Annotated in this window: 21 protein-coding genes; 1 reads left to right on the forward strand and 20 read right to left on the reverse strand. The window is 41.8% G+C overall.

Annotated elements, in window-relative coordinates; translation table 11 throughout:
- Positions 1-122 precede the first annotated feature (122 nt).
- Positions 123-593, reverse strand: a complete 471-nt coding sequence (locus PPIS_RS07705; RefSeq protein WP_010377500.1) for a GNAT family N-acetyltransferase — start codon at positions 591-593, stop codon at positions 123-125.
- A gap of 169 nt (positions 594-762) precedes the next feature.
- Between PPIS_RS07705 and PPIS_RS07710 the strand changes: the two genes are divergently transcribed.
- Positions 763-1,464, forward strand: a complete 702-nt coding sequence (locus tag PPIS_RS07710; protein ID WP_010377496.1) for a hypothetical protein — start codon at positions 763-765, stop codon at positions 1,462-1,464.
- A gap of 12 nt (positions 1,465-1,476) precedes the next feature.
- Here the strand turns inward: PPIS_RS07710 and PPIS_RS07715 are convergent, their stop codons facing one another.
- The 19 genes from PPIS_RS07715 to PPIS_RS07810 form a co-directional block, all read right to left on the reverse strand.
- Positions 1,477-2,823 carry a DUF2254 domain-containing protein gene (locus tag PPIS_RS07715; RefSeq protein WP_010377493.1) on the reverse strand — a complete coding sequence of 449 codons (1,347 nt, stop codon included), beginning with the start codon at positions 2,821-2,823 and terminating at the stop codon, positions 1,477-1,479.
- A 147-nt stretch (positions 2,824-2,970) separates the two neighbouring features.
- On the reverse strand, positions 2,971-4,353 hold the full coding sequence (locus tag PPIS_RS07720; protein ID WP_010377490.1) for a Na+/H+ antiporter NhaC family protein: 1,383 nt from the start codon (positions 4,351-4,353) through the stop codon (positions 2,971-2,973).
- Positions 4,354-4,583: 230 nt separating this feature from the next.
- Complete coding sequence (locus tag PPIS_RS07725; protein ID WP_010377488.1) at positions 4,584-5,003, reverse strand: hypothetical protein; 420 nt, start codon at positions 5,001-5,003, stop codon at positions 4,584-4,586.
- A 52-nt stretch (positions 5,004-5,055) separates the two neighbouring features.
- Positions 5,056-5,532 carry a GNAT family N-acetyltransferase gene (locus PPIS_RS07730; RefSeq protein WP_010377487.1) on the reverse strand — a complete coding sequence of 159 codons (477 nt, stop codon included), beginning with the start codon at positions 5,530-5,532 and terminating at the stop codon, positions 5,056-5,058.
- 25 nt (positions 5,533-5,557) lie between these two features.
- A complete protein-coding gene (locus PPIS_RS07735) occupies positions 5,558-5,938 on the reverse strand; it encodes a GFA family protein (protein WP_010377486.1) in 381 nt (126 codons plus the stop codon).
- 139 nt (positions 5,939-6,077) lie between these two features.
- On the reverse strand, positions 6,078-6,545 hold the full coding sequence (locus tag PPIS_RS07740; protein WP_010377485.1) for a DUF4265 domain-containing protein: 468 nt from the start codon (positions 6,543-6,545) through the stop codon (positions 6,078-6,080).
- A gap of 215 nt (positions 6,546-6,760) precedes the next feature.
- A complete protein-coding gene (locus tag PPIS_RS07745) occupies positions 6,761-9,019 on the reverse strand; it encodes a hypothetical protein (protein ID WP_010377483.1) in 2,259 nt (752 codons plus the stop codon).
- A 64-nt stretch (positions 9,020-9,083) separates the two neighbouring features.
- Entirely contained in the window at positions 9,084-9,404 is a 321-nt protein-coding gene (locus tag PPIS_RS07750; RefSeq protein ID WP_010377482.1) for a DMT family transporter, read from the reverse strand.
- A 116-nt stretch (positions 9,405-9,520) separates the two neighbouring features.
- The gene (locus tag PPIS_RS07755) at positions 9,521-9,700 is read right to left on the reverse strand and encodes a hypothetical protein (RefSeq protein WP_010377480.1); all 180 of its coding nucleotides are present in this window, start codon (positions 9,698-9,700) and stop codon (positions 9,521-9,523) included.
- Positions 9,701-9,919: 219 nt separating this feature from the next.
- Entirely contained in the window at positions 9,920-10,435 is a 516-nt protein-coding gene (locus tag PPIS_RS07760; RefSeq protein WP_010377478.1) for a P-loop NTPase family protein, read from the reverse strand.
- Between the two features lie 253 nt (positions 10,436-10,688).
- Entirely contained in the window at positions 10,689-11,303 is a 615-nt protein-coding gene (locus PPIS_RS07765) for a LysE family translocator (protein ID WP_010377476.1), read from the reverse strand.
- Positions 11,304-11,328: 25 nt separating this feature from the next.
- Positions 11,329-11,883: a GNAT family N-acetyltransferase gene (locus tag PPIS_RS07770; protein ID WP_010377473.1), complete on the reverse strand. Its 555-nt coding sequence runs from the start codon at positions 11,881-11,883 to the stop codon at positions 11,329-11,331.
- Positions 11,884-11,957: 74 nt separating this feature from the next.
- On the reverse strand, positions 11,958-12,584 hold the full coding sequence (locus tag PPIS_RS07775; RefSeq protein ID WP_010377471.1) for an SMI1/KNR4 family protein: 627 nt from the start codon (positions 12,582-12,584) through the stop codon (positions 11,958-11,960).
- A 78-nt stretch (positions 12,585-12,662) separates the two neighbouring features.
- Positions 12,663-13,187: a DUF4303 domain-containing protein gene (locus PPIS_RS07780; RefSeq protein WP_010377470.1), complete on the reverse strand. Its 525-nt coding sequence runs from the start codon at positions 13,185-13,187 to the stop codon at positions 12,663-12,665.
- A 54-nt stretch (positions 13,188-13,241) separates the two neighbouring features.
- Positions 13,242-13,910 (reverse strand): hypothetical protein, encoded by a 669-nt coding sequence (locus tag PPIS_RS07785; protein WP_239979989.1) that lies wholly within the window; start codon positions 13,908-13,910, stop codon positions 13,242-13,244.
- Between the two features lie 329 nt (positions 13,911-14,239).
- Positions 14,240-15,067: a TolB-like translocation protein gene (locus PPIS_RS07790; RefSeq protein ID WP_010377467.1), complete on the reverse strand. Its 828-nt coding sequence runs from the start codon at positions 15,065-15,067 to the stop codon at positions 14,240-14,242.
- A 261-nt stretch (positions 15,068-15,328) separates the two neighbouring features.
- Positions 15,329-15,568: a hypothetical protein gene (locus PPIS_RS07800; RefSeq protein WP_010377465.1), complete on the reverse strand. Its 240-nt coding sequence runs from the start codon at positions 15,566-15,568 to the stop codon at positions 15,329-15,331.
- Between the two features lie 83 nt (positions 15,569-15,651).
- Positions 15,652-15,957: a hypothetical protein gene (locus tag PPIS_RS07805; protein ID WP_010377463.1), complete on the reverse strand. Its 306-nt coding sequence runs from the start codon at positions 15,955-15,957 to the stop codon at positions 15,652-15,654.
- An 88-nt stretch (positions 15,958-16,045) separates the two neighbouring features.
- The gene (locus PPIS_RS07810; protein WP_010377459.1) at positions 16,046-17,524 is read right to left on the reverse strand and encodes a serine hydrolase domain-containing protein; all 1,479 of its coding nucleotides are present in this window, start codon (positions 17,522-17,524) and stop codon (positions 16,046-16,048) included.
- Positions 17,525-17,531: the final 7 nt, after the last annotated feature.

The following is a 17,531-nucleotide window of genomic DNA, read 5'->3' on the forward strand; positions in this document are numbered from 1 at the left end:
CTCCTCTATATTGTTGATAAAACTATAACTGGAGATCTTCCTTATTATTGCGTCATCTAGGCGTCATTGATATGCCAACACTATGACATACATAGATAAATTTATTGGGTAGAACAAACTTACTAATATTTTGAGTGCTGGCTACAAACATCCACCGCCAGTGCTACTTTCTCAATGCCATGTCCGGGCAACCAGCGTTTGTATTCAACAAAACCGTATTTTTGGTAGAGTGTAATAGCGGGCGCGTTTGCCGTTGCAGTTTCTACAATCACCTTTTCGACATCAAACTCCGACATCGCAAAACTTAGGAGTTCACCCGCAATTCCTTTGCGAAAATAACTGGGATCAACGGTCAGGCTATCTATTTCTAGCGTTTTCTCAAAAATGACAATTTCAATGACTGCGGCAAGATTTTGATTTTCAAAATATCCATAAAAGTGACTCGTCGCACCGCATATATCTTCTATCGTTCGAGATAAAGGCGGAAAATAACTCGCCCCAATAAACTCAGCTTCTACTTTGTATGAGCGTTGAAATACATTGAAAATTTCTCTCGCCATCGACACATCGCGATTGTTTAATTTTTGGATCATATATTCCGCTTCCCAAACATTCCCATAATTGTACCAACTGGTAATCAAAAAAAGTACCAATCTATTAGTCAAAACACAACGCAACCAGTTGAAAGATTTCCAAGTTTCATGGAAATGCGATATAAATGGACCAGGATCATTGCTTTTATTAATACCAAGGAGGTGCCCTATGTCGTTGGCTAAACACACACTCGATTTATCACTCACGGATAAAGTGTGGTTCAAATATGTGACTCTAAAAAACAAAAATGAATTGAACGATAAGTCGCGGGTGTCACTCAAATCTATCGCTGCGCTGGGCATGCTTTCTGGTGGCGCTGAGTTTTTATTTGCATTACTCGTCTTCGCCTTGGCTATCACTGCATCCTTTATTGATGGTGATTACCCTCGCTCTATTGCTTTTCCTGCTTGTTTAATCGCATTTTTAATTATCTTTTTCACTAAAAGAGTCATGCTGTACAAAAAATTTGGCTTTGGCTCTCAATGGGTGATGGACGTGTCGAAAAACCAATTAACCATTTCGCCCAAAGCAATAAAAACAAAGGTAACTGGTACGCAAAAAATTGCTAGAGAAGACATTACTGAAATCACCTTTCATTACTTACTATTAAAAGACCGCAAAGGCGGAAGAATAAAAACCACAGCCAATTTATGCTTTGCTGAAATCTTATTAAAAGGTGGTACAAAAGTAGAACTCAATGGTGCCCGGATCGGCTTTTTTGACTTACTCTACTTGCTTATATTTTTTGACTATCCCTTAGTTTATCGAAATACGTCTGCAGGCGGCAGCTCTGATATTGCTATCATTTTACTGAGGCTACTCTCTCTTTCTGCCATTGCCGCAGGTCTCGCTAAGCTTGCGCTGAATTAAAAAAGTTCGCGCTTATTCTCGTTTAAATTGTGTAATAAGCGCTTCTCCTTTGTCGTCATTAATTTTCTCAATAGCCTCAAGCATTTCAATGATCCGTTGACGGTCAAACGGGTTAGTGATGGTATTACGCACATCGTCGATGATGGCCTCTAAGTAATTAAATAAACTTTCCGTCGCCTGTTGATCCGCACTCGAGCGAAACAGTATATTTTTAAACGCTTCCAACACATTGACCATGACATAGCCATCGGTCTTGGCATAGTTTCTTATCGGAGTAAAATTATCATGCAGTAATTCATCAAAAGACGCTTCGTGGATATATAAAAGCGGCTCATTTTTAGCGTGTTTAAAGGAGTAGTTCACATCGCAAATATCCAAACGTTGGATAAGTAAAATACTCAGCATATCAATCGCCTTTACCGCAGTACCGGGATCATTAATCCCTGGGCTCATGGCTTTGACTGCAATCTCCGAGATTTGTGTTAAACCATAGCGATAATGGTCGCTGATGTACTCTTCAACATAAAAAATAAAACAGCTAAGTAACGCATCATGTAGCGCCTCATCTTCACTGAGATCCTTATTACACTTAAGAAATGGGTAGCCTTTAACGGTAAAAAACCCTTGTTTAACAGCAATATATATTTTAAAGTCATGTTGCTCGCACAACGCGCACAGTTTGTCACTGTGTACTCCCTTAAAATACCCCTCTTCTGTGCTGGGTAAATTATGCCAACTCGAGAAGTCAGGAAAGTTATCAAAAGGCTGCTCTTGCTGTTTGGTGATAATATTCTTCATCTCATTTTTGGTGTTGTTAAACAGATCATTTAGCACATTATCAACCTGTATGGCACGGGAGATTGAATGGATAAAAAACACAAAAAAACCTAATGAGAACAATCCAAACACTAGCGAAAATAAAACCCCTAACGCCGGGATCCCAGTTTCACCATCGCCCACGCCACGAATGTTTATCAGCATAATGATGGCGTAAATGATACTGCCGAGATAAAACCCCAATACCAGCTGGTGCGACTTTCTGGTGATAAGACCCGGCAGTACTCTAGGTGATAACCCTGCACTGGCATTATTCAGTACAATCATCACCATTGAAAAACTAAATACCGTCAATGAGATGATACTACCCACAAGCGTGCTTAAAATGGTTCGTGCGTTCTCTTCACTGTCGACCAGTACAATCGCTATAAGCTCTTTAAAGTTGCTGATAGGAGCTGCATATTCAAGTGCCGTGGTTATGAGCGCAAAAATAAAAAATGCAACTGCAAGTAAAGAGGGATAGAAACCGATACTGCTTATCAGTTCGCGATAATTTTCGGCCAACTTGCGAGGTGTGAACATAGCTATCCTTACACTTTTAGGATCTGGTTATATAGCCTAGCAAGACTTGAGCAATAGAGTAAGTAAAACTACAAGAGTTTTGAGAGGTTAGCTTTGAAGGGTTAGCTTTGAAGGGTTAGCAGAACTAACCCTAAAACTTGCCCGCGGCTATGCAATAATCAAGAAGCCAACAAAGGCAATTGCAGCCGCAATCAACGCGTAAGGTAGCTGAGTGATGGCGTGACTGACTAAGTTACAATCTGAGCCTTGGGCTGCCAATACCGTAGAATCCGAGTAGAAACACGCCTGACTACCAAATGATGATGCCGACAACAACGCGCCTATGACCAGAGGAATATTAGCATCAACAGCAATGGCCAAAGGCATCACGATAGGAATAGTCACGGCGAAGATCCCCCAACTAGAGCCAGTTGCAAAGGCCAAAATAGCCATAGATAAAAACACCATCGCAGGCAATAAACCAGCTGTCATATAAGGACTCAGTGCATTTATTACATATTGTGGCAATAGCAGTTGATCGCACACATCCTTAAAGATAAATGCGGCGATTACCGTTCCTATCGCAGGTAGCATGCATTTAAAACCATTGATCATTTGCTCAAGCATGTCTGCAAGCGGCATCAACCTTTGCACCATATAAAATGGGATAGTCACTGCCAAAGTCGCTAACAAACCTTTCCATACATCAATATCAAAGTACACCGTAAACGCCACCAGCAAACCAATAGGCACCAAAAAGTTAACCAGTTTGCCTTGAGTGTCGGCTTGTTCGAACTCTTGCTCAATGGCTTTTGCAGCATAGTGATCCGGTGTATGTACTTCTTCCAAATCTATCTGCTCAAGCGCGGGTTGTCCTTGTTTAGCTGCAAGCTCTGCTTTTTTCATTGGGCCAAACAGAGGCACAATACCAAATATCACCAGTGGTACCATAATTACGGCCACCCAAGCATACAGCATGTAAGGAATGGCCTGAATATACGTACTGATCCCCTGTCCTTCTCCCGCGACACCGTTATCGACCAACAAGCCACCAAAGAACACCGCCCAAGTCGAAAGCGGTACTAAAACACAGATAGGTGCAGCGGTTGAATCCACTACATAAGCAAGCATTTCCCTAGAAATCTTAAACTTATCGGTAACGCGACGCATCGTCTCACCAACCGTCAGCGCATTGAGGTAGTCATCAATAAAAATGATCACACCCAAAAAATAAGTCATAAGCAAAGACGACTTTGGCCCTTTTGCCATTTTCAGTGCATTGCGGCCAAATGCTAAGGCACCGCCGGTGTGCACTAACAGCGCTATCAAGGCACCAAACGTACCACATACCAGAATAAGCCAGCCGATGGTTTCATCGCCCATCACTTTTAGCGAAGCATCAGCAAAATTTGCCAATACGGTGGCTGGGTCTAACAATGCGAGTCCTACAAGCGCCCCCAAAACAAGGGACAAGATAGGACGACGTAAGATAATTGCAAGCGTCAATACGACGACTGGGGGAATGATGCTAATTGCATTTGGCTCAGCCATGCGAATTTCCCAAATCAAAGGAATTTGAGCAGCGGAAAAAAGGGACGCAAAATCGGCTATAAACAGCGGTTGATGCAGTCTTATCCGTTTCCCAAATTCAGAACAAAAGGTTAAAATCACAGGCACTTAATGCATGTGAGGATCTGCCTAATATTGGGTTGACGAGTTGACTGTATGGCCCTCATTGAAACATCGCGGAGAAAGTATACAGAATTTGACTTTGCGTCAATTTATTTTTTGTCTAATGCTAGTTTTGCCATGTGCTTATTTACTTGCTCTATCTCTTCAGCGGTCAATTCGGCGTAGCGTCTAGGATAAGACCACCCGTACCCCCAACGAAATGGCGTAGGTAAATAAGGAAGCCCACCAAGTCGTACACCCGCTAACATCAAGGTTGCCACTTCTTCTTGACCTACCGCAGCAACACATTTTTGCAAGGCAATGTCGGCATTTTCGCGCTCTATAGCGGTACCACCTTTCCAGTAGGCAAGGTCGTGTGCCGTGCAACAGCTCAACCACAGTTCATTTTGCGCCAAAGTACCATCAGGAAATGCACTACAACCATCGCTTGTGAATGGCTTTAATTCATCAGCACTGCCGTGACTAGATGCAAACAGCAGTGAGAATATAATTACTCTTTTTTTAATCATCGTAAATTACCGTATGGCTACTTTCATGACTTCCAAGCTTAGCTGGCGCACCTTACACTTTCATTTCCATCAGCTGCGCATCTTCACCATAACTTTTGCATACCTTAATTGGCTTTGAGACAAAGCCTAGTTTCAACCAAAACCCCACGCTATTTTGCACAGCCACGAGCCGAATGCGACAGTACCCCATTTGGGTCGCCAACTCAACTAAGCGTTTAATCATCAAGGCACCTATTCCCTGCCCAGATACGGCTTGTGAAACAACTAGGTCGTGTAGAAACAACGACGAACTAGGCGGTTGTTCAGGAAGTAATGTAAACAAACTCGGCGGCTTTTCATCGTACCAAGGGTGCGCCAGTAAATAGGCATTCACGGCTCGATGTTGTTTAAAAACAAAACAACTCTTTGGCGAGCGCATCCATTTACTTTTTAGAATATCCACAGTTTCCGGCGCAACATCATGATACGCCTGATTTTGTAGCGTTAAGATCTCAGACCACGACGCATCTTCGATAGCGTAAAAAGTCATAATTTACTCACATACAGCACAGAGGTTAATTGCATCCTACACACCACCATTTTGGCCTTCTTGAAATATAAGAGTGAGATTTGGGTTCAAGGGTTTTACGACTATTGCCATCAAAAACGCCGAGCACTAATGCAATGACAGGCGCGTCATCTATTGCACCTAATGTGCTACCACAATCAGGGCAAAAAGCGCGCGATGAATAATCCGATGAACGCCACACCTTAGGAGCACCGCCAGGTCCATCCCAACTGACCTCTTCACTTGCGAACTCTACCCATGCAACGGTTAGTGCACCGCTATGCCTTTGGCACATGTTACATGAGCAGGTATGAGGGTTACGAGGGACGCCAATCGCGGTAAAACGGATCTGCCCACATAAACATCCTCCAACAAAATTGACAGCCATCCTTGTGTCTCCTTAAGATTTCGCCATTATCCTAGATTAAGTACGATAGTAAATTACCGTGCCTATTAAAGTTCCAAGTGAAACATAAAACTGAACACTAAACCACTGCATTTATAAAGAATTAGATAATTCCACTTAGTTACGCAGTTTTACCATCAAAGTTATCGTGGGGCTCGCCGGCAAGTTCATACTTCAATACTCCAAGCTCCTGATAATAATGCAGGATATCAATAAAAGATTCATATTCTCTTTGCGGTGAAACCGTCAACGCAAAGCACCCATCATCAAATTGCTCGCTCTCCACGCCAGATAGAGTAAGCTCTTGAAGTAGCTCTATGTTTTTGGCATTTTCCAACTCGTTTGTAAAGCAGACCCGCAAAGAGTGGTACTCACTTCGAGCCACTATATCGATTGCGTCTAAAGAACCTTCGGTATCTGGTGCAACCAAAACGTGGTCATCATAGTTAACACCAAAAGCAAAAAGCGGGGCACCTTTTATCTGATAAATATTATCGCCTACTGCCGTCGCAACAATAAATTCTTCAGCACATCCTAGGGGATGGTTTTTAAAAGTAAACCGTACTTTGTCAGTAACTACATCATTCATATGGATACAAACCGCCTTTACATGGACTGATCTCGCTTTATCTAACCGACCGTAAGTCCAACAAATAAAAGTTACCCACAATTACAAGGTGTTACTTGTATATGGGCTTAGATTGCCAACATGATGCAGTAGCAAAACTGAAGAGAAAATTAAGCAATGATCTTAAAGAAGAGTGATGGCTGTTCAAGTTCAGAGCGAAGCTAGCGCAATAACCCCTAGCGTTTGCCCCAAAGCACATCAATTTCTTTACCGTCTTTAACAAACTCTAGCTTCACCGTCACTTTGGTACCATTTTGTGACTGAGGAAAAATGCGTGTACATTGCAATACATAGTGGGCGAAAAAGCGGTTATAGAATCCATGTTCGCCCATATCATCAAAAAGATTAAATGCTTTTTCAAGCACAGAATAATTCCCTTCTTGGTGATAAGCGAGATTAAGTTGCGCAAAGCCATCGCATAGGTTTTTAATGTCCTGCAAAATCCGCGGATGCAACTCGACTATTCCTGCTAGGGTTTGGAATTTGCTCGCACCTAGCCTGCGCCAATCCCGCTCTTTACATGCAAGTTTTCGACATCCCTTTGCTTTGAGATATTGATATGTCGCCAGAGCCACTTCGTTATGAGAGTTAAGTTGCGAATTTAACAATGCCTCAAAAATCGCATCATATAATTTCACTCGATTTTCTATAGTTGCCCGCTCAGGAAGTATTTTATGATTTATGGGTAATGCAGCGGCAAGCGAGGTGGCCAGTCTTCGACTATCAAACCGACCTAATAAAGGCAGTAACTGAACAAACGCGTCATGGTCAAGATGTAAGGACTTAACGATTCGCACATTATCGGCATCTTTGAGTATCTCGCTCAATCGGTGTTTTGTATCCTCATATTCAAACTCTGGGATCATACCCCATACCGATAAATCATCGACCAAGTGGTCCAGCTCGTTATTGGTCACACTCGCCTCTTGCTGTTCATGTACGAGCGTCAGACCCAACGTAAACTCGCGTAGCTTAGGCGGCGTTGATGTTGAAAAGGCCACCATCTGAGCATCAAAGCTGAGATAGTAATGACGTTTATCGCCATTAATATCATCTTGATAACCACGCATTCCAAGCGTAGCAAGTTGCACTCTATTTAGCTTGTCTCTCGTTTCAATGGTTTTAAATGAATAGCTGTTACGGCTCATGGCCGACCAAGCACCAAAACCTAAATTGAACCCATAGGCTTGCTTGATTTCAGTACTGGTTTGAAAGAAGAAGCGCTCTATCTCGATTTCATCTTGATAACTAGGCTGAGTGATAGTACCAACCCGCCCAAATAGCGCATCAAGATGCACCTGCTCTAGGCCTTTGGTGGTTAACCTCGCCTCAAGCAGCGATTGATGACTGGATAAACGCGTGTATTCAAACTTAACACTTAACTCGGCTTTTAGCTTTGCAGCTGTTTCAATATTTGCTAACACCGTTTTTTTAATGGTCAGCAGCTCGCTTTGAAGTCGTTCTAAACTGTCCGTTAGTGGATCAAGCTGTAAGCGATCTTTTAATCTTAAGATCAGGTCGCTTTGCGCTTCATCGGGTGATTCTGTTGCGACGAGTGAAAGGACTTCTTCAACCTTATCCAGAGGTGCATTGAATATCCCTGTCAAAATACTCGAATAAGCTTGCTTAAATCCGGCTTGATCGGCAAATTTGGCACTCACTCCCCCAGTGATTGTTAAAGCGGTATTCGACAATGTTGATTTTTTAATTGCGAGGAAAGTATGCTGTGGTTTATCCAAGCGTTTAGAAAAGACAACACGAAAGCCACCACGGATCTCGATATCAAGGTCCGCACTCAAAGCCGAATCAAGGTTAATATCAAGTAATTCTCCTTGATCCAACCAGCGGCTAAACATATCGAGATTTTGCGCGATTATATCTGACCACCTAAAATTGGCGCTCACCGTTAACGCCCCCGCCGTTTCCATCATTAATGCATTGTTAGGTGCCAGAGACTTAACATCCTCCACATCGAAAATAACCGGCATAGTTGCAAGGTCGCGGCCTAAGGCAAGACCCACAGCTTCATGTGGTTGATGGCAAAGGTAGGCTGCTAGTTTACATTGTGCCTGCCCATCTGTATTGATCCCAAGCAGCTCCGCTTTGGAGGCACCGGTGAGATCAAAGTCAATGTGTGTGCTGTATTTTATCCAACATGCCTCGTCACTATAGGCAAGTGTTGTGGTAGGTTCGAGATCTGCATTAATCTCTTTTTGCTCACCAATAATACCGTCTTCATCTATGGCAGTGCTCGCGTTGATAAGCTCTACCTTAGTGTCACCAGTAACACTTGCGGTTATACCCTCCAATGCAAAGCTATGGCTTTCTGCTATTTCCCCGCGCCAAGGTAACAAATCACCATGATAGTCTTTAAGTGGTGTGAGGGTAGTCTCGACAAGCGTATGTAAGCCCGCCATATTCAGTTCAATCGTCATCGAATTTCCTTTTCATCTAAAGTGGAATTATCTAACCTAAACTCCGGTTAACTATAGCTGTAATTTAACCCTGAGAGGATAATTTTAGACCAATAATCCCAATCACTATCAACAGTAAACTGAGTAGCTTAAGTGATGACAACGGCTCTTTAAAATAGACAAAGCCAACAATAATCGACCCTATCATACCAATGCCAACCCAGACGGAATAAGCAACGCTAAGCGGTAAAGTTCGTAGTGCAACACTGAGAAAGTAGAAACTTGCGGCCATCGCCACTAAAGTAATAATTGAGGGAACAGGCTTCGTAAAACCGTTGGTAAATTTCAAACCAATAGCCCAAACGACTTCCAATAAACCTGCAAAAGCAAGTAGCAACCAGCTCATGACAACTCCAAAATGGGGTCGTCCCCGCCAGTAAAAGAAAGTTCTGGAGGTCGTCCACCAGAGCGAGAGAAAATTAGCACGCCGGTGAAGCTAATTCAAGCTTCACGGCAGACAAATTAAGACTCAATTAAGATTGTAAAAGAACTAATATAACCTAAAAAATCGCAGTTAGCCGTGACAGACACCACCTTCCAACCATCTTGCTCTATCTGCTCAATCTCTTGGTTGAGTGAGTTAACGTCTGGTCGTGGCCAAAAAAAATGCTTTTTCTTATTAAATATTACAACTCTTCTCATGCACCTCTCCATGCGCAATTATCAAACTGGCTAAGTATACAGCACAACAAAAAAAGGTACAAAGGTAAATAATGGCTGCGATTATATGATGATTTATTACTGTTTTAGTGTGGGTAAGACTGCTACAAGTTTTATTATTCATCATGTCCAGCTAAAAAGACGTAACACCAAAGGCTGCAAATCAAATCAATACATTACTCACATGTACCCTTTATGGTATTACTTCACATGTTGGCGTACAAAGCTATCAAGCGCCGCAACCGACTTAATCACATAGAGTGCTTTGGTTTGCGCGCTTTGCTCTAACTGCGATAAAAATGCTTCATTCCAAAATTGCGGGCAGCGCCTTAACGTTTTAATACTGGCAATCGTCCCTTTAAACACTGAGCTACCATCTGGCCAGCCTTCAGGCTTGGTAACTATGCTTTTTAAAAGACGTTTTATCACAAACCAATAACTCACTCGATATGGTAAGTCGATGTAGACTAAGGTATCTGCTGCATCTAAGCGCTGTTTAAATGCATCTAACGGACCAAAGCCGTCAATGATCCACGCATCAGTATTCAATATGTTTTGATGTGCTTTATCAAAAGCGGCTCTGTCAACAAACTCGCCATTTGCTTGGTAAAGCATCGAGTCTAATTGATATAACGGGATGTGTATTGCCGCGGCCAGTCTTTTACTCACCGTAGACTTGCCGCTTCCCGGTTTACCAAAAACTGCTACTTTCTTCATGTAACCTCCTTGCTGTGGCCCCACAAGGCAGATACAAAAAACCCACCTTATTTTGGTGGGTTCATTAAAAAAGCACACAAAACCACCACTCCTAAGGAATGGTAATAATTCGTGTACTTGTGAGAAATAGTTCTATATTCATAACGATACTTTCACGTAATGCTCGGTTATTGTCAAGCACGCGCAAGGCCAGATGAGTGAATTGAGAAGTAGCATCACTTTGTGGGCTGGCGAGTCACTAACTTTGGCATCGCTACTGTCTACTCAACAGTAAGTTGCCGCCAGATAGCGCCAAAAATGAAGCACATGCACGATTAAAACGTTTAACCAGTTTAGGTTTACTAAACCACTGCCTTAGATACAGCCCAATAACAGCGAACATAGCGATAGCCACTATTTCCAAAACGAGAAAAGTAGCCCCCAATAGTGAAAATTGCTCTGTCACATTTTTTGCAACATCGACAAACTGAGGGAGAAAAGCGGTAAATATCAAAATTGCTTTTGGATTACCCGCAGCAAGGGCGAACTCTTGTTTCATCAGTCCGATAATGCTCAGATTGCGGACATCATCTGAAACTGGACTAACGTCTGAGCGCCATAAATTATAAGCAATCCATAATAAATAGAGCGCGCCACAAGTTTTAATGGCTAGAAACAATATTTCCGACGTATACAGCACAACTGCAAGGCCTGACGCGGCAAGCGCTATCATCACACAAAATGCGGCGAGCCTTCCAAGTCCTGCAAGTAGAGCTATACGAAAACCATAACGACGAGCATTATTTAGCGCTAAAAGATTATTTGGACCTGGTGCCATATTCAAGGCAAAGCACGCTGGGATAAATAAAAGTAGTGTCCAGATGTCCATAGCCTTTCCTTTAAAAAATATTGGCTCAGCGATTAAATTCTGACTTTAATAACCCAAAGCACGTTAGGTCGTGAAATTGTTCTTTCCAATATCCACTTTGTCGTCTAACCCCCTCAGCTTTAAAACCTAACTTTTCTAGCACAGCCTCTGATGCATGATTCCCCGGCACCGTATCTCCTTGAATTCGATTCAGTGCGCCACATCCCAGTAAACCACCAAACGCGGCGGAGATAATCTGATGTAATGCTTCAGTGGTATAACCCTTTCCCCAAAATTTCGGCATCAAATCATAACCGATAACTGCATTTTTCATCGCCGGGTTCCATGAGTTAAAGCCACACGTACCTATAAGCTGCTCGGTGCCTTTTAATCGGATAGCCCAACGGATCCCAACACCGCTATCAAATCGAGAATGAAAGAAATCTATGAGTTTTTCAGCTTGTAATCGCTCACTAAACGCCTCTAAATCGTAGTATTTCACTACCTCTGGGTTTGAAAATAGTTCAAAAATAGCATTACTGTCGCATTCGGATAGCGCCGTAAGCTTCAAGCGTGGTGTTTCAAATTCTGGAAATTGCATATTGATCTCCTTAACATTCAAAGCGCAACACTGAGATAACTTCAAACCGCGATAAATAGCACGGTGAAAGTTATTTATACTGCGCGAAATAGCACTTTGACTGCATCTAAAAAATGGCTGGATTGCGGCTGTTTAGTATTAAAACTTCTACCACCATCGTCTTCGACCACAATACTGTAATTACCTGACTCAAGTTCAGCGGTATACCACTGCATAAACTCAGAGAACGACTTAGCAATCACAAACTTTTCGTCTTCATCACGACCAAAGTTTATCACTTGTCCAACTGTGCCATTTTCGGCCGGATCAAAATCTAAACCAAGGTAGTTGCCTGCCCAATCATGGGCAAACGGTACCCACTTTTTATTGGCATAAGCTTCTTTGATAAACCCAAGAACGTGAGAGGTTGAAAACATACTCAGCTCTTTCATTCCCTCTTCACCTTGTGAATCGATGATTTCAGCCCACGAACGCCATTCTTCATAAACTCTGTCCAAAGGTAAAAAATTGAGTCCGTAAAATAAACCAGTATTGATTTCATCTTTCTGGCCGTTATGTTCGAGATACATCACTTTCAATCGCTCAGGCAGTTCAACACCGAGCTTATTCTCTAGACTTGCTATTTCACTCGCTGTCGCCGGCTGATTAAGATCACACATAAGCTCAGGCAATGTTGCCTGTACCCATTCCATCAAGTTCATTTTAATTACTTCCTTATCACTTAAATCTAAGAGTTAATTCCATTGATATCTAAAATACGCGTGTTTGCTCATCCGCCTTCAACCAAACCGAGCATGCCAATCATTGAATCGGTTCAGCAACTCTGCGCTATTTAGCATACGATTTGCTGCGCTTTCAAGTTCCAACATATGCTCGCTTGGATCTGTACTTAGCACTGACAGAAAAACATTTTTGGCAAAGACGCCTTCTTGCCTCAACTCTAAAAGCGCCAATACAAAAGCGTTGAAAGTGGGGTTGATAATTTCTTCAAGATAATTTTCATAGAGCTTTGCATCTTCCAGTTCAAGGCGAGCTGCGAGTAAAGTAGCAACACCTTTAAAATGCACATCCCTATCGCTTAAACCCCACTCAACGGGAGAGAACTCAACCTCAGTATTATCATCTTGTGTAAGCCATTGCTGTGTCATAGCAACGTGATAGAGCGTCATTACACTGTCATCAGTACATAAGGCATAACCGAGCAACTCATCCGCCTGGTGTATGCGTTGGAGGTTTGTAAAAGTAGTTTTTACGGCATCTTTGACGAGACTTTTCAACTTATCAAAGTCAATCAAATCTGACATGGCACAACCTCCATACACTACACTCTGGATAACACACCAAACAGATCCGCAGGCTTATTTATCTGCTAATGACATCGACCCAACTATTTTGCCATTTTCGATTAAAAAGAGCCTATTTGCGATAGGTGCGTTGCCGTAACTATCATCGTTCCAAGCTTCGCTATGTAAATAAATAAACTTATCCAATAAATCGTGCGATGCGTCTCTGGATACCACCATTAATCCGGTACGTCTCGCTATTGAGACAAGTAGCTGTTCGGCATCTAGCATTTCGTGCGCTTTCAGCATTTGCGTTTGAGATAAAATCGCTTCACTACTAAAAGACTCTCCGCTGGCAGTTAATACTTGGTTGTTTAGCACTGCGGACGGGACAAAGGTTACATCTAAAGCATCAATATTTTGAAAAGCCTGTGGAACTACCACATTTAAATCGATCTCTTGACCATCTTGGTGTGTTAAAAAAACGAAGTTATCTGGCGTATCATAACCAAAACCAATCACGACTTCTGGGTCATCTTCTGGGCCAATTAATACTGAATAAACCGCACCGTATTGAATACCAGGCCAATCTCCAGCCTTAATAATGGGGTAAATTGTTCTATCCTTTAAGTCCATTGCTATTTCCTTAGCTAAGTTGTTTGGTAAAGTAGTTTCTATTGGCATGTCTGCAACAACATTTCCCGAAAACGCAGCTACCAATAACAGTATTAAAAAGACCTTCATAAAAATTTAAGCCTCAGTCAAGTAAGACGTACTGCGCAATTGTCGGTTCGAATGTGTTCGTGCTTATGCTGACAGTTGTAAGGGAGATAAATAGACGCACTAGATTTTTGAATTTATTTTACGATATCCATATCACGCAATCTAAATACCATACTATTCTCAGCAATCCCTGCCAGTATCCATGCTTTTTTATTAAATCACCTTTGTTCCTTTTTTCAAGGTAATTTTATTAGACCATTAATAATAAATTCAGTGATGTAGAAAAAGGCATGCTTGCATGCCGTTTAGTCTAGGTTTTTAGTGGTAGTATAACCAAGAATAATTGAGTGCTAGCGTGTTGGTCTCAGCGTTTCAATCACCTTCGCATCCATCCAGTATGGATTACCTTCCCAGTAACTGGTGCCGTCTTTTCTGACCTTTTTGTCACCTCGCCAAAAGAATAAATATTTTCCGTCTGGTGATACTTTAGGTCGTTGCTCGTACGCAGCCGTATTAATCGAATCTCCCATATTTATTGCGTTCGTCCACGTGCCATCTTGGTTACGAAAACTAATGTAGATATCAGGCGTGTTTTCACCTTCCTTTTCAGCATCCCACATAATATAAGACTCATCTGGCGCGATGTAGGGGTGAGCAATGTACTTTCCTTGGTTAATTGCCTTACTCATTTTGTGCGGTGTTTCATATTTGCCATCAACAAGCCGTGAATAACTCAAATGCCCACTGCCATCTTTCAAATCTAAGACATAAAAATAATGTGTCCCTTTTGCTGAAGTTGTATAACCTCTGATTGGAATATCTTTAAAAGGCTCGATGTTTTGTATGCGTGAAACCGGTGGGCTAAATTGCTCCTGATATGCTTTTATGTCTGCTTCAGATATTGATTTTTCAATCCATTGATTGTTTTTATATTGCATCACAATCCATGTTGGTTTTTGATATTCTCCACCAGTTCGAGTAAAAGAAAGCTCTGACATATCAGGCAAAAACAACACTTCAGTCTCGCGGTGCTCATCCGTAGAAACGACACCTGGAGCAAATAATTCGGGTGTTAATCCAGGTGGCTTTTGTCCTAAACCGTAATTGTTTTGGGCATAACTTTTATCGCAAATTATTAAGCCGCAAAATAAAACAATTGGAATGCTCATCTGCTTCATAAACTGTCCTTTTATTTATTAGAGCCGGTGTAGTTTTCAATTAAATATAATTGCACTAAGTAACAGCATAATCCAAGCACCTTTACAAAGCCTGACAATGACACCAGTTTGTCTTAATACTTGCTCAATTTGAAGGAGTAAATCTGACGCTAACTGCGTTAAAGATTTCTTATTTAGAATAACTAAATAGCAAAATCTTTGTCTTATTATCGACAAGATTTTCTCGCCTCAAAGTAGAGCACTTAATTAAGCAAATTGATGTTACACCGCAAAGCCGCGCCATTGTGGTATCAAAAGGCCTGCAATAAACCAAGGAACTTGCAGTACGAGAATACACAGTGCATACAAACGCAACTGCTCAGCAGTCCATAGCGCAGCAAACCATCCTATGATAAAGAACGACTTCCACCCTTCTATTTTTTCAGCCCCACCAAAATTTAAAATCCAAAGCCAAAATGCCGCAAGTGTGACATGAGAAAGTATCCATGCAAGTAAACTCATATCTTATCCAACTACTAACCCTGAGTCCAAAATCAGTAACTTAGCGCACAACCCACTGCGAAAGCTACCAATAGTAATTTTGGTTATTTGTTTTCTTTCTCACTCGGGATGAAAAACTCAACTTTACCACAAGCTTTACAGGCAAACATATCAAGTGCTTGTCTACTAACAAGTAATTCACCCAAGTTACCTAAAGCCCCCCATAGTGAGCCTTCATGAAACTCTTTGGAGCCCAATTTCACCATAGACGAGTCACAACGAAGGCATTGTAATGACGGACTTTTTAATTCTGGTAAGCTCTCTTTTCCTTTCTCACAACCACAGTTCCAACAAACTTCAAAACTTGTTTCTTCAATCTCAGTACTACAATTTTTGCATTTCCAACTCATGATACCTCCTAGTATATGCTTAAATCTGCAAAGGCGACGCTCAAGATATTCAATAGGGTCTGCCATACTTTGAAACTACATTCGCTTGTCATTTTGACTGTCCAACTTGCTCATACTTTTCAACAATCGCATTGGCAATATCATTTAATTTCCCTTGCGTGTTGTTCGCTGAAACATTCGTGACAATAAATATTCCTAACTTCTGCTTTGGATAAAGCGCAAGCCAAGTGGAAGTCCCCATAGAGCCTCCGCTGTGATAGAGCATAGGATTAGCTGAGTGATACTCGTATGTATTCCAAAAAAATGCGTGGCCATGTTCACTGCTGGTTTCTGTTAATAAGGTGCGCGACAACAGCACTTCTTCTGCTTGGGTGCTGAGTAAATACTGCATATAATCGGCAATCGAAGCTGCAGTGGATGTTAGTCCGCCTTCAGCGAACGAGTGTGGACTGAGTAACGGTGCAATTTTGCCGTTTCTATCTACCCCTCTCGTTATTTTACTTATCTCACTGGGCTCTAAACGAAACCTTGTGTGTTCTTCACCCGATTGTTCCGTGATCAATTGCGCAACAAGTGTAGATAATGGTTGGTTATACACGTTTTCCAAAATATACCCGGTCAGGTTTGCGCCAACATTGGAGTATTGAAATGTCTCACCAGGCATTGAGGTAAGTTGGTACTGAGCTAAATCTTCAAAAAACTTCGCTTTTGAATAGTTAGAGAACAGCTCAAAAGCCTTGCCAGACTTTATATCTGCGCTTGTATATGCAAAATCTTGCGGTAACCCACTTCTGTGAGTCGCGAGGTGACGCAAAGTGATAGGTTTGCCTAGATGCTGCAGGTTTTGATAATCACCATCCTGCAAGTACACCCTAATATCTTCATCTAGTTGTACTTTTTTATCTACTACCGCCTTGGCAAGCAACAACCCGGTATAAGTTTTAGTGATGGATGCAATTTCATACACGGTGTCATGGTGTGGCTTTGTACCATCAGGAAACTCGCCAAACTGTTTTTGATAGTTAAGCTTGTCATTCACAATGGCGATGGAGGCAACTTGTGCATTTTCCTCAATCAGAAAATCTGTTAGTTTTTTCTCAACAAATGCGTCAAAGTCTAGTTTGCTATCGTTGTTGCAGGCGGTTAAAACCATCAAAAAGAGCATCAAACAAATTAGGGTTAATGATTTCACTGAACGTAGCTGCATATTTACTCTGTCGCCTTGATTAATGTATGCCAATAGAAGGCTTTTATTTACTTTATTATCAACTAGCCGCACGGCTATTTTGACGTTTTGCAGCGCTTGCAAGTTATCCTCATTCGCCTCAAACGCCTTTGCTAAAGACTCATAGGCTTGCCAAGACTTAGGTTGATATTCGGTGTAACGTTCTGCGACTTCTATCGCTTCTATGACTCGTCCTTGTCTAATCAAATACGTACTAATGAAGCCGAGCCTATTAACACTATTCCAACGCGTTGATCTTGGCAATATAGTAAAACCATAATGCTCACTTAATTGGTCGTAGTAGTTATCAATATTTTGTAGAGCATTACCAGGTTTAGTCACAATATCG

It is taken from the genome of Pseudoalteromonas piscicida, assembly GCF_000238315.3.
GTDB classification, from domain to species: domain Bacteria; phylum Pseudomonadota; class Gammaproteobacteria; order Enterobacterales; family Alteromonadaceae; genus Pseudoalteromonas; species Pseudoalteromonas piscicida.

Bases quoted from the DNA above. Each gene is read 5' to 3' on its own strand.
- PPIS_RS07705 (WP_010377500.1), bottom strand. From the start codon at position 593: ATGATCCAAAAATTAAACAATCGCGATGTGTCGATGGCGAGAGAAATT.
- PPIS_RS07710 (WP_010377496.1), top strand. From the start codon at position 763: ATGTCGTTGGCTAAACACACACTCGATTTATCACTCACGGATAAAGTG.
- PPIS_RS07715 (WP_010377493.1), bottom strand. From the start codon at position 2,823: ATGTTCACACCTCGCAAGTTGGCCGAAAATTATCGCGAACTGATAAGC.
- PPIS_RS07720 (WP_010377490.1), bottom strand. From the start codon at position 4,353: ATGGCTGAGCCAAATGCAATTAGCATCATTCCCCCAGTCGTCGTATTG.
- PPIS_RS07725 (WP_010377488.1), bottom strand. From the start codon at position 5,003: ATGATTAAAAAAAGAGTAATTATATTCTCACTGCTGTTTGCATCTAGT.
- PPIS_RS07730 (WP_010377487.1), bottom strand. From the start codon at position 5,532: ATGACTTTTTACGCTATCGAAGATGCGTCGTGGTCTGAGATCTTAACG.
- PPIS_RS07735 (WP_010377486.1), bottom strand. From the start codon at position 5,938: ATGGCTGTCAATTTTGTTGGAGGATGTTTATGTGGGCAGATCCGTTTT.
- PPIS_RS07740 (WP_010377485.1), bottom strand. From the start codon at position 6,545: ATGAATGATGTAGTTACTGACAAAGTACGGTTTACTTTTAAAAACCAT.
- PPIS_RS07745 (WP_010377483.1), bottom strand. From the start codon at position 9,019: ATGACGATTGAACTGAATATGGCGGGCTTACATACGCTTGTCGAGACT.
- PPIS_RS07750 (WP_010377482.1), bottom strand. From the start codon at position 9,404: ATGAGCTGGTTGCTACTTGCTTTTGCAGGTTTATTGGAAGTCGTTTGG.
- PPIS_RS07755 (WP_010377480.1), bottom strand. From the start codon at position 9,700: ATGAGAAGAGTTGTAATATTTAATAAGAAAAAGCATTTTTTTTGGCCA.
- PPIS_RS07760 (WP_010377478.1), bottom strand. From the start codon at position 10,435: ATGAAGAAAGTAGCAGTTTTTGGTAAACCGGGAAGCGGCAAGTCTACG.
- PPIS_RS07765 (WP_010377476.1), bottom strand. From the start codon at position 11,303: ATGGACATCTGGACACTACTTTTATTTATCCCAGCGTGCTTTGCCTTG.
- PPIS_RS07770 (WP_010377473.1), bottom strand. From the start codon at position 11,883: ATGCAATTTCCAGAATTTGAAACACCACGCTTGAAGCTTACGGCGCTA.
- PPIS_RS07775 (WP_010377471.1), bottom strand. From the start codon at position 12,584: ATGAACTTGATGGAATGGGTACAGGCAACATTGCCTGAGCTTATGTGT.
- PPIS_RS07780 (WP_010377470.1), bottom strand. From the start codon at position 13,187: ATGTCAGATTTGATTGACTTTGATAAGTTGAAAAGTCTCGTCAAAGAT.
- PPIS_RS07785 (WP_239979989.1), bottom strand. From the start codon at position 13,910: ATGAAGGTCTTTTTAATACTGTTATTGGTAGCTGCGTTTTCGGGAAAT.
- PPIS_RS07790 (WP_010377467.1), bottom strand. From the start codon at position 15,067: ATGAAGCAGATGAGCATTCCAATTGTTTTATTTTGCGGCTTAATAATT.
- PPIS_RS07800 (WP_010377465.1), bottom strand. From the start codon at position 15,568: ATGAGTTTACTTGCATGGATACTTTCTCATGTCACACTTGCGGCATTT.
- PPIS_RS07805 (WP_010377463.1), bottom strand. From the start codon at position 15,957: ATGAGTTGGAAATGCAAAAATTGTAGTACTGAGATTGAAGAAACAAGT.